Source organism: Clostridium sp. UBA4395, from assembly GCF_002390995.1.
In the GTDB taxonomy this organism is placed as follows: domain Bacteria; phylum Bacillota; class Clostridia; order Clostridiales; family Clostridiaceae; genus Clostridium_J; species Clostridium_J sulfidigenes.
Window position 1 is genome coordinate 31,492 of sequence record NZ_DGRF01000068.1, and the last position, 11,828, is coordinate 43,319.

Genomic DNA, 11,828 nt, shown 5'->3' on the forward strand with positions numbered 1-11,828 from the left:
TATTAATCCTCCTTTATAGCTTTAAAGGCACAAGCTTCAATACAGGCACCACATTTAATACATTTATTTTTATCAATTACAAAAGGTTCTTTAACCTTACCTGAAATGGCACCTACTGGACAAATTCTTGAACATTTTGAACAACCCTTGCAAAGGTCTGCATCTATATAGATAGTCTTAAGCTTTTGACATGTCTTGGTTGGACATTTCTTATCAATAATATGAGCTTCATACTCACTACGGAAATTCTTTATTGTACTTACTACTGGGAATGCTGCAGTTTTTCCCAATCCACATAAAGCTGTAGAAGATATTGTATCTGCAAGTTCTAGTAATAAATCAATATCTTCAATTTCCCCTTTACCTGCTACAATTCTCTCTAGTATTTCAAGCATTCTCTTAGTACCTTCACGACATGGTATACACTTACCACAAGACTCATTTTGAGTAAAGTTCATAAAGAATCTAGCTACTTCTACCATACAAGTATTTTCATCCATTACAACTAACCCACCAGAACCTATCATAGCTCCAGCTTTCTTTAATGAATCAAAATCTAGTGGTAAATCTAAATGTTCTTTTGTTAAACAACCACCTGAAGGACCTCCAATTTGAACAGCTTTAAACTCTGCTCCTCCTCTTATTCCTCCACCTATATCAAATATTATTTCTCTTAAGGTTGTACCCATTGGAACTTCAATAAGTCCTGTATTTTCGATGTTTCCTGTTAATGCAAAAGCTTTTGTTCCATTATTCTTTTCTGGACCCATGGTTTTATACCAATCTGCTCCCTTTTCAATTACTATAGGTACATTAGCAAAGGTTTCTACGTTATTAAGCACTGTTGGTTTTCCAAATAATCCTTGTTCTACAGTTCTTGGTGGCTTAACTCTAGGCATACCTCTTTTTCCTTCAATAGAAGCTGTTAGTGCACTTCCTTCTCCACATACAAAAGCACCTGCTCCTTTATTGATTTTTATATCCATGCTAAAACCTGTACCAAGAATGTTCTCACCTAATATTCCATACTTTTTAGCTTCTTCTATAGCATTCTTTAATCTGCTAACAGCAAGAGGATATTCTGCACGTACATATATATATCCTTCCTGTGCTCCACAGGCTACTGCTGCAACCATCATTCCCTCTATAACTCTATGTGGGTCTCCTTCCATTATGCTTCTATCCATAAAGGCACCTGGATCTCCCTCATCACCATTGCATACAATGTACTTCTCACCCTCAGGTTGACGTTTTACTTGACCCCACTTGCGGCCAGTTGGGAATCCACCGCCACCACGACCTCTTAAATTTGAATCATCGATTTCTTTTATAATTTCATCTGAAGTCATATCAAATAGTACTTTTTCTAAAGCAGAATATCCACCTATAGCAAAATATTCTTCTATAGATGTAGAATCAATATGACCACAATGTTCTAATGCCAATCTAGTTTGTTTTTTATAGAAAGGTATTTCATCTTGAGTTCTGTAAACCTTACCATCTTTTTCATAAGCCAATCTATCTACACATTGACCTAAAACAATAGTCTTATCTATAATTTCTTCACAATCCTGTGGCTTAACCTTTATGTATAAATATCCCCATGGTTCAATTCTTACTAGAGGTCCCATCTCACAGAATCCATGGCAACCACTTTTTTTAATTCCAACAGATTTTTCATGAGATTCTTTTTCTAATTTAACCTCGCATCTTATATCTTTTTCCTTCATTAGTCTTACAAACTCATCGTATATTTCTAATGAACCACCTGCTATACAACCAGTACCTCCACATACAAGAATTTTTACCTTTTCGTTGTGAAAGCTCTCTTTATAGGTATTTCTTATATTAATTAAATCCTCTCTATTAAGAAGCATATTATTTGTCCTCCTTAAGCATATTTAAAAGTTCTATTGCCTTCTCAGGAGTCATAGCCCCATAAACCTTATCATTAACAGTTAGTGCTGGTGCTAAACCACAGGCTCCAAGACATGAAACCGTTTCCACAGTAAACATTAAATCATCTGTAGTAACTTTGTTTTCTGAAAGATTCAATTCACTTCTTAGCTTATCTAATATTGGTATAGATTTTCTTACGTGACATGCTGTTCCATCACATATTTTTATTACATATTTCCCTTTAGGTTCTAAAGAAAAGTTTTCATAGAATGTAGCTACGCTGTAAATTTTTGCTTCACTAATACCTAATTTTTTAGAGAAATATGGAAATATTTCCTCTGGAAGATATCTATATATCTCCTGAGTATCTTGTAATATTGCAATTATACTACTAGGGTTATATCCATGATTTTTTAATATAACATCTAGTTCTTCATAATTAAAGGATGTATTCATTGTTTTCCCCCCTACAATGCTTGTTAAATTATTATCACTATTACATTTTATACTGAATTTTCAAATATTTCAATACATAAAAATAATTTTTTTTTTAATTAATTTCTATATATTATATTAAATATGTAAGCTATTATTCTTGCATTTTTTTATATTTACTTTAATTTTACATTAATTTCTATATATGATTATTATATATTCTCTATATTCCATAGGTATTTTTGAAAAATTTATAAAATAAAGTAGATACATTTAACATCCTGTGTTAATTAAATATATCTACTTTAAAAATTTACATATGTAACGAGTTAAAGTTTATGAAAAGAACCTTTCAGACTCTGTCAAAAATATAACTAATGCCAATAAGTCCGCTGATCCTCCCGGACTCACATTTTCGTCTATACACTGCTTTTCAAAGTCATGGGCTGCTTTAATTCCTTCTTCGCTATTGAAGCCCCCCAAGTTTAAAATTTCATAGGCACGTCTTTGAACTTCACGAAGTTTTTCTATATTTTGTCTATGTACAATGGTACTATCTTCTACTTTACTAATCAACATAAGCAATGTTTCAGAATTCAAATCATTTCCTTTTAGATTAGAACTTTTATATTTGGGTATTATTTCCTGGAAAATATTTTCAAGACCTTTTTTAATTTCTCCTCTAATTCCAGCAAAGCCATATTTTAAATATAAAGCCTCTCCATGAGTTAATTCTTTCTTTTTATGCAAATCTTTAAAATCATCCAATATATTTTCACACATATCCTTTAGTATAATTTGAACTTTATTGAAGGATATTTTCTCATATAGAGCTTTACCTAGGGCAGTAGCCACTACTCCTATTAAAAATATCATACCTTTATGGGTATTTATACCTTTAGTAACTTTAAACATAGTCTCTTCACATTTTATTCCAATAGTTCTAATAGCTTTAAAAATATTTTTTGGAGTTTCATAGCTATATCCCGCTTCTACCATTTCCTTTATAAAGGGTGCTATGGCAAAACTACTCTCTAAAAATGTATAGTAATCCATATCTTTATGAGACCCCTTTGTAACAGGTGAAACTAATCCATAAGAAGGCATAGTTGATACCTCTGTAATCATTGATTTAAGGGCTAGTTGAGATATATCATAGGACAATCTATCTCTTTTATCTACATAACACATATATTCTTCATACTTACTAATAAAATACTCTTTTATCCTCTCTATACTATGCTTTTGACTTCTAGAACATATTCTGGCTTCTTCTTCACATAAAAAACATTTTCTAGGTTCTAGGCCTATGTCACTTCTAGATACTCCACGCAAGGACGGCATCGATGGATCACTATCATCAAGATAATATACATCTATGTCTACACATCTACCTAATATATGATTTTCTTCCATATATATAAGTTGCTTTTTTACTTCAATGTTATGAATATTAAAAATGAAATGACCTATAACTCCTTCTTTATTCTTATAGATTTCTTTACAAATTATATTTTTATTATGAAATAAATATATATCCTCACAAACTATCTTGGCAATTCTATCTGTAATATAATTAGATTTTTTTATACCAGGATAGTTTACTCTTACAGTGGCAAGAGTAACTCCACCAGATGTATTTCTCAGAAGTTGTTCTTGATATAATACTCTCTTTTCTCTATGATTTAAAAATTCATCTATTTCTGTATAGTCCATATTAATGTAAGGATAGGCAATAATTATCCTATCACTTTTCCCCTTCCTTACTATGATAAAATTAAATGTTTATATTGTATATTAATTAACCTTCAATTTTTGTCATAGGAAATATTTATTATTTTAATGAGGCAAATCTCTAAGTTTAAGCTTCTCTATAATATCTTTCCCTAGGCTGCTTGTTAAAAATTCATAGGTAGTTAATGGGACTAACTTCCTTACTTCTTCTAGTCTATCTTCTTTAAGTAATTCTCTAACTCTAGACGCACTTATAGCTTTATTTTCTATCTCGCATCTCTCTATAATTTCAACTTTCACACCGTACTTAGGCAATACTTCTCTTAAAGTTTCATTATAAGTATTGGTAACATTGCAGTAAGGTTCACTTCCTACATATCTTTTAGTTATATTTAGTTCCTTACAAAAATATTTTCCAAAGACGTTTCCATCTATTTTAGTATATTCTTTTAGAATGTCGTCATCTTTTCTTAAAAAATAATTTGGAAAAGTAGCTGATGATATAATATAATTCCCACCAGGTATTACAGTTACATTATTAAATTCCTTAACTCCATCTTTTATTAGTTGAAATCTAACTTGGAATGGAAATGAGGACTTCTCTTCTTCTACCACAAAAATTATAACATTTTTATTATCCATAGCTGCTTTCTTAACTATATATTTATGTCCTAATGTAAAAGGATTACAGTTCATAATTAACGCAGCATATTGCTCTTCATCCTTTAATTCATAACTCTTCTTTATATTTTTCAACTCGCTATGGATATTTTTATTCCCTGCTTCCAATAAACTAACTTTATCCGTATCAACAATTACTTTATATCCAAGTCCTTGAAACAGAAAATTATTCGAAGGCTTTGTAAAAATAAAGTTATGGTATATGCCTTCTTCAAAGAGTTTATTAGTGATATCAGTAATAAGTATATTTGATATACCTTGCCCTTGATGATCCTCGCTTACGGCAAAACATTTAACGATATTATTTTTCTTAGAACAGGTAGCTATTATTTCTCCCTCTTCCTCTATTATTAAAGTATAATCTACATCTTCATATTTAAGGGCAAATCCCCTTAAAAATTCCTCAACCCTATTTACTTCTATTTTAGAATTAAGATTTATTTTTTGAGTGTTATAATACATTTCTTCACCTCATTTAATAAATTACATCCTATCTTAATTTTATAAGTTAAAGTATCTTCTTACAAAAGATATTATTAGTAATGCAATAATTACAATAATTACTGAAAACACAGCATCAAATCCACTTTTAAATTCATATTTCTTTTTTCCTTTAGATATTTCTTCTGCTTCACTAAACATTCCTTCTGCATGAGCTTCTTGTAAAATTTCTTTATTTGTTTTTCTATTTTTCTTTTTACTCATATCTTTCACTCCATTATAAATTTATAACTATATGATACTTACATTGTATCATAATATAAAAAGAGTGTTGACAGCAACACTCTTTTTATATTTATTTTCAAAATCTGATTTTAGAAGAACATACCAAAGGCTATACTTGCTAATATCAGCATTATTCCTCCACCAAGACGAGAAGAAATTTGTGCAAAGGACATTAAATCCATACGTTTTGCTGCTGTAAGAACCGCAACGTCTCCTGAACCTCCACGGTTTGCCATACATAATCCAGCTGAAATTGCTGTCTCTATTGGGTAGAATCCTACTAACCATCCTACAATTCCCGATCCAAGAATTGCTCCTAAAACTATTAGACCTGCTATAACAACGTTAGCTATATTGAATGCTGCTATAAGCTCTCCAAGATCTGTCATAGCTATACCAACTCCAACCATTACTACTAGTAAGAATTGTTTAGAGAAAAATCCTTGAAGCTTTTTAGCTCCTTCTTTTAATTCTAATGGAATTATATTAGCTACATTAGCTATAGCTACTAAAATAACCATCCACGCAAATCTATGAATATCAATTTTAACATTGATTCCCATTAACGTAAATTCCGGTATAATTAAAGTTTTTGATAAAATATTTCCAAGTACATAAAATGCACACGCAAGAATTAGTCCTGCTGCAACTTCTCTAGCTGTAACTTTAACTACTCTAGTTTCTTCTAATTTAGATATATCTTCTGCATTTCTTATTAATTCACCATGTCCATTAAATTTAGCTCCAGCTTTAGTTTCACCAAATTTATTTAATACTGATGCTGCTATTATAGCTATAATATTAGCTATTGTAAGAATTGATAGAGCAAAGGATAACCATGCTGCTGGATCCCCACCAGTAACACTTGAGTAAATTTCACTCATTGGAATTGCTCCTGCTCCAGTACCACCACCCATTATTGGAAGTACATACTTAGTAGCTATTTCTGACATAGGAATACCAAACATAGCTCCACCTAAAGCTCCTAATACAAATGCTGCAATTACTCCACCCAATATTGCTGGAATATATCCAAGGAAAGCTTTCATAAGTAGTTTCCTATTAACTGATAATATTGATCCTGTTATAAGTACTGCTATAAATAAGTCTAAGAAATCTGCAGTATCCATGAATATTTTTACAGCCTCAACACTTGCTTCTGGTATTATCCCATAGTAAACTAACGCTGCAGATCCTAGGAAAGCAAGAATTGGACCTCCTCCAACATACTCTTTCCATATTGGAATCCTATCTCCAATCATAGCAAATAGGATACCTACTGAGTATAATAGTGCAAAGGCACCTACAGAGTTTTTAGGTAAAAAACCTTTGATTGCTGCAAAGAAAACTACTACTGCAACTCCTGCAAAAATGTACCACGGCATGCCGTATACTTTAAAGGGACCTTTTTTTTCTTCAATAAGATTTTCTGGCATAATTAATCCTCCTAAAATTAAATTGTATAATTTCATTACTAGGCCTTACTTTTAGTAAGTCCTAATAGGGTTAACAAGTTATTTGTTTAAACCTTTCAAATCAAAGATAATATCTAGCTTACTTTTTAAGCTTTTTAACTACATCTATAATACTTCCATCTCTGTATTCTATTACAGCTACTACATCATCAGAAAACTCTAATTCCTTAGGAACTCCTATTAGCTTAACAGCAATTTTTCTTAATTCTTCCATAGTTATTAATGGAAGACCTGCCTTCTTAAACTTGTTGATTAAATCTTGTCTTCTTGGATTTACAGTTACACCATAATCCGTAACAACTACATCTACGGTACTACCTGGCGTAACAATAGTGGTTACTTTTTCAATTATAGTTGCAATTCTTCCTCTTGTAAGAGGTGATACTAAAATTGATATTTCAGCATTAGCTGCTGTGTCACTATGTCCACCTGATGCTGCTCTAATAACTCCATCAGATCCAGAAATAACATTAACATTAAAATCAGTATCTATTTCTAATGCACTTAGGACAACAAAATCTAATTTGTTAACTGCAGCTGATTTATTAAACGGATTAGCATAAAAATCTGCACTAACTTCTATATGTTTTTCATTTTTCCCAATGGACTCTGCAGCCTTTAAATCAAAGCATTGGACATCAAATAGCGTATCACAAAGTCCCTCTTCTAAAAGATCTACCATCGGTCCTGTAATTCCACCTAGGGCATAGCTTAATTTAATATCTCTTTTCTCTAATTCTTCTTTAACAAAACGAGTAACTGCTAGAGATGCTCCACCACTGCCTGTTTGCATAGAAAATCCATCTACAAACCTTCCTGATGCAAGCATTACATTAAGTACTCTTTTTGCCATTAAAAGCTCTTTAGGATTTGATGTAAATCTAGTTGCACCAGACATTATTCCCTTTGAATCACCAATTTCATCAACTACAACTACATAGTCAACTTTAGTTTGTGGAATGCTCTGTGGGAAGTTGGGATAATCAACTAAAGTATCTGTTACTACAACTACCTTATTAGCATACTCTGCATCTACCTTTGCATAACCCAAAGATCCGCATATGGATTTTCCTTTTACACCGTTGGCATTTCCCATGCAGTCAGCAGATGGAGATGCTATAAATGCTACATCTATTTTCAAATTTCCTTCTACAATAGCCCTAGCTCTTCCACCATGAGAACGAATAACTGCTGGATGCTTACCTAAAACTCCTTCAGATATTGCAGCTGCAAGTTTTCCTCTAAGACCACTGCTTTCAATTCTATTTACAACACCATTTTCTATATGTGCTACAAGTCCATCATGAGCACTTGTTAAAGAACTTGATGCTACTCTTAAATTTTTAATACCCATTTCTGCCAATGTATCTACTACCATCATTAAAAGCTTATCTCCAGCTCTAAAGTGATGATGGAAAGAAATAGTCATACCATCTTTAATTTCACATTTTTCTATAGCAACTCTTATAGATTCTACTACTTTAGTTCTCTTTACTTGCTCTTTTAAATTTTCACTATCACTTTCAACCATAGTTCCCTTTGGTTGATTAATAAAGGGAGTTTCATAAACCTTTCTATTCTCATATCCCGGTATGCTATTTAATAATTCTTTGCTTACTCTATTATTCATTATCTTCACCTCCAACTAAAACCCCCGCTGCTTTAGCAAGTTCTAAAACTCTTTGAGCTCTCTCTATAATTGGTTTATCTACCATTTTACCGTCTACAGTAAATACTCCCTTATTTTCACGTAAAGCTTCTGCTGTAGCATCGACTATCTTTTTAGCTTTAAATATTTCTTTTTCACTAGGAGTATATACACTGTGTATAAGCTCCACTTGTCTTGGGTGAATTAATGACTTACCGCCAAATCCCATTCTCTTAATAAGATTAGCTTCTTTTAGGAATCCTTCATCGTTATTTACATCTGAATAAACAGTATCTAACACTTCAAGTCCACAAGCTCTTCCTGCCATAGCAATCATTCCTCTTGCCACATAAAGCTCATCTCCCTCTGGAGTTCTTGTTGTCTTCATACTAGTTACAAAATCCTCACCACTTAAAGCCATACCTATTAATCTTTTAGTTGGAGATTTTGCTATTTCAAAGGCATGCATAACTCCTAAAGCCGATTCAATGGCTACCATTATCTTTGTTGAGCCAATTTCTCTTCCACAAGCCTTCTCTATTTTTTCTATTTCTCTATCTACAGTCATAACATCTTCTACAGTTTCAGTTTTAGGAATTCTTACAACTTCAACCCCCCCTGTAACTATTGATGCTAAATCTTCTTGCCAAAATTCTGTATCTAAACCATTGATACGAACTACCGTTTCTATATCTAGTTCTTTATAGTAATCTCCTAGATTTTTTAACATATTGTGAACTAAAAATCTTGCAGAATCCTTTTCTGATATAGCAATTGCATCTTCTAAGTCAAACATTACTGAATCAGGTTTGTATATGTGTACATCTCTTATGATTCCTGGATTATTTCCAGGAACAAATAGCATTGAACGTCTTAGTTTCATCTTAATCTCCCCTTACACCCATTTATATTCCTTGTTTTCAGCTGATCTATGAACTGTAGTCTGAACTCTACTTTTTATTACAGGGTTGATTGCGCCTTTATCATTAGCAAACACCTTTGCACTTTCTACGCCCAAGGATTTAAGAGTTTCTTTGATAACTGCTTCTATTTCCTCTCCAAATTGTGCTTTAACAGTACTTTCTAGAGTAATTTCTATTCCAGCAGTTGAGGGTTCAATTATAATTTGAATATCACTGGATTCCAATGTGCCAGCACTAGCTACTGTTTTAAGTTCCATATTTACACCTCCTGATTAAAAATATTCAATAGTTTTGTATCCCTTTTCATACTTTAAATACTTTTTGTATACATCTTGTTTATAGTGTATACAATTCGTTTATAAAAATCAATAGAAAATTGAATATTTTTTAAAATCTTCGTAATTTCAAACTTACTATAAATCATAAAAAAAAGAATTGTTAATACAATTTTAGTATTAACAATTCTTTATGTTTTATAGATAATCGTTTATAAACTACTATTTAACCACTGCATTTTGAAAAGATTTTTTAGCACGTGTAACATGAGCTCTTGCTCTTTCTTCAGCAAGTTGCTCATCTCCAACTTCTATAGCATCTACAATTTCTATATGCTCTTTAAGTGCGTCTAATTTCCTTTCTTTTGTCATTAAACTAATCTTTCTTAGGCTCTGTAAGTATTCATATATATATTCCATTTGTGATATTAGCCTTTTATTATGACAAGCATCTAAAATTATTTTATTAAATCTATTGTGAACTTCTACATATTCATTTTCTTTATTAGTATCAATAAGTTTTTTCATATTTTCTATGATTTCTCTCAATTCTCTTATTTCAATTCGAGAAATATGCATACATGCTCCCCTTACTGCAAGGCCCTCTAAAACTTCGCGAATATCATATATCTCTATAGCATCATCAATACAAATCCCCTTGACTATAGTGCCTTTTCTAGGGATATTCACAGCCAAGCCTTCACTTTCTAACTGTCTTAGCGCCTCTCTAACTGGGGTTCTACTGACACCCATAGCTGTAGCAATATTATTTTCTATCAATCTATCTCCCGGGTTTATATCTCCTGTAAATATAGCTGTTCGAAGCTCTTTAAGAACTATTTCTCTTATAGATTTTTCTTTTCCATCATCTAAATTCTTTAAAATACTACTCATAAATATCTACATCCTTAATAAAATAATTTGTGACTATACTACACATACTTTATTTTAATTATAAATTTTCATTACAAATAAAATCATTCCAATTAATATTTTAACTATACAAAAATATTAATTATATACATAAATATTACATACCTTTAACTCTTTGTCAAACTAAATCAAGTATAATACTTATGCATATAAAGTAATTATTATTTTTAAAGGATTAGATTCTTAATTTGAAGCATCCGTTTGCTTTGGTTGATTATATTTATTAATCTGTCTTTGATTCAAAAGGTGAGATAATTCTTCCTCAGATATATCTCCAAAATTTTTAAATTCGTAGTCATTATCCTTAAAATATTTTATTATAGACGGAAGCGCCTTAGGTGTAGTAGAATTTGAGGCACCATCATGCATGAGTACTATAGCAGTATTGGGATCTATAAAAGTTTTTTTAAGCTCCTTTTTAAAGGTAGATAAAAGTTTTTCTACAGGTACATTTGTAGAAAGAGCATCCTCAATAGATATATTCCAATCCACATAGTACAATCCCTCATCACATAATTCATTCCTAATAGCTCTAACAGTTCCCTTATCTCCAATGGTAGTGCTAGACCCTCCAGGCATTCTCATGAATTTTGAAGGTTCATGACCAAGGACATCTGTGATAGCTTTATTAGCTTTATTATAATCTTCTAAATATTCTTCCTTACTTGAATAGATGCAGTTCTTATGATTATAAGTATGTATACATATTTCATGCCCTTGTCCTTCAACTTGCTTTAATATATCAGAATTTTCTTTAGCTAACTCTCCTATAACAAAAAATGTAGCTTTAACATTTTCTTCTTCTAAAATCTTCAGTATCTTTAAAGTATTATTGGTAGGTCCATCATCAAAAGTTAGATATACTATTTTTTTTAAGTATTCCTTGTCAGTAGATTTCCTATTGTCTTCAGCTAAAGCTAAATTGAAAGTACAAAATATACATATAAGTATAAGTACAGCCACAGAAGAATATTTTAATTTCTTCATTACTAATCCTCCTCGTATAAATAGTTAATTATCTTAATATATATTGTGCTCTTATTTATAAAAGTATACTATTATTTTAAAGGTTAAATTAATAAAAAAAGTGCCCTTGGCA

Annotated in this window: 11 protein-coding genes; all 11 read right to left on the reverse strand. The window is 31.4% G+C overall.

Annotation, left to right across the window (positions count from 1 at the left end):
* Positions 1 to 2 precede the first annotated feature (2 nt).
* The 11 genes from nuoF to B2694_RS12195 all read right to left on the reverse strand — a co-directional run bounded on the left by nuoF (position 3) and on the right by B2694_RS12195 (position 11,716).
* Positions 3 to 1,877 (reverse strand): NADH-quinone oxidoreductase subunit NuoF, encoded by a 1,875-nt coding sequence (gene nuoF, locus B2694_RS12145; protein ID WP_346885968.1) that lies wholly within the window; start codon positions 1,875 to 1,877, stop codon positions 3 to 5.
* 1 nt (position 1,878) lies between these two features.
* Positions 1,879 to 2,355, reverse strand: coding sequence for an NAD(P)H-dependent oxidoreductase subunit E (locus B2694_RS12150; RefSeq protein ID WP_346885969.1), 477 nt, complete (start codon positions 2,353 to 2,355; stop codon positions 1,879 to 1,881).
* 315 nt (positions 2,356 to 2,670) lie between these two features.
* Positions 2,671 to 4,050 (reverse strand): triphosphoribosyl-dephospho-CoA synthase CitG, encoded by a 1,380-nt coding sequence (citG, locus tag B2694_RS12155; RefSeq protein WP_346885970.1) that lies wholly within the window; start codon positions 4,048 to 4,050, stop codon positions 2,671 to 2,673.
* A 123-nt stretch (positions 4,051 to 4,173) separates the two neighbouring features.
* Positions 4,174 to 5,211 carry a [citrate (pro-3S)-lyase] ligase gene (citC, locus tag B2694_RS12160; RefSeq protein WP_346885971.1) on the reverse strand — a complete coding sequence of 346 codons (1,038 nt, stop codon included), beginning with the start codon at positions 5,209 to 5,211 and terminating at the stop codon, positions 4,174 to 4,176.
* A 39-nt stretch (positions 5,212 to 5,250) separates the two neighbouring features.
* Complete coding sequence (locus B2694_RS12165) at positions 5,251 to 5,454, reverse strand: hypothetical protein (RefSeq protein WP_150842468.1); 204 nt, start codon at positions 5,452 to 5,454, stop codon at positions 5,251 to 5,253.
* A gap of 110 nt (positions 5,455 to 5,564) precedes the next feature.
* Entirely contained in the window at positions 5,565 to 6,911 is a 1,347-nt protein-coding gene (gene citS, locus B2694_RS12170) for a citrate/sodium symporter CitS (RefSeq protein WP_346885972.1), read from the reverse strand.
* Positions 6,912 to 7,029: 118 nt separating this feature from the next.
* The gene (gene citF / locus B2694_RS12175) at positions 7,030 to 8,580 is read right to left on the reverse strand and encodes a citrate lyase subunit alpha (RefSeq protein WP_346885973.1); all 1,551 of its coding nucleotides are present in this window, start codon (positions 8,578 to 8,580) and stop codon (positions 7,030 to 7,032) included.
* Positions 8,573 to 9,481: an aldolase/citrate lyase family protein gene (locus tag B2694_RS12180; protein WP_346885974.1), complete on the reverse strand. Its 909-nt coding sequence runs from the start codon at positions 9,479 to 9,481 to the stop codon at positions 8,573 to 8,575. Before B2694_RS12180 ends, citF begins: the two co-directional genes overlap by 8 nt.
* Positions 9,482 to 9,493: 12 nt before the next feature.
* Positions 9,494 to 9,778, reverse strand: coding sequence for a citrate lyase acyl carrier protein (gene citD / locus B2694_RS12185; protein WP_346885975.1), 285 nt, complete (start codon positions 9,776 to 9,778; stop codon positions 9,494 to 9,496).
* A gap of 240 nt (positions 9,779 to 10,018) precedes the next feature.
* On the reverse strand, positions 10,019 to 10,690 hold the full coding sequence (locus B2694_RS12190; RefSeq protein WP_346885976.1) for a GntR family transcriptional regulator: 672 nt from the start codon (positions 10,688 to 10,690) through the stop codon (positions 10,019 to 10,021).
* 222 nt (positions 10,691 to 10,912) lie between these two features.
* Positions 10,913 to 11,716 (reverse strand): polysaccharide deacetylase family protein, encoded by an 804-nt coding sequence (locus B2694_RS12195; protein ID WP_346885977.1) that lies wholly within the window; start codon positions 11,714 to 11,716, stop codon positions 10,913 to 10,915.
* Between the last annotated feature and the right edge of the window lie 112 nt (positions 11,717 to 11,828).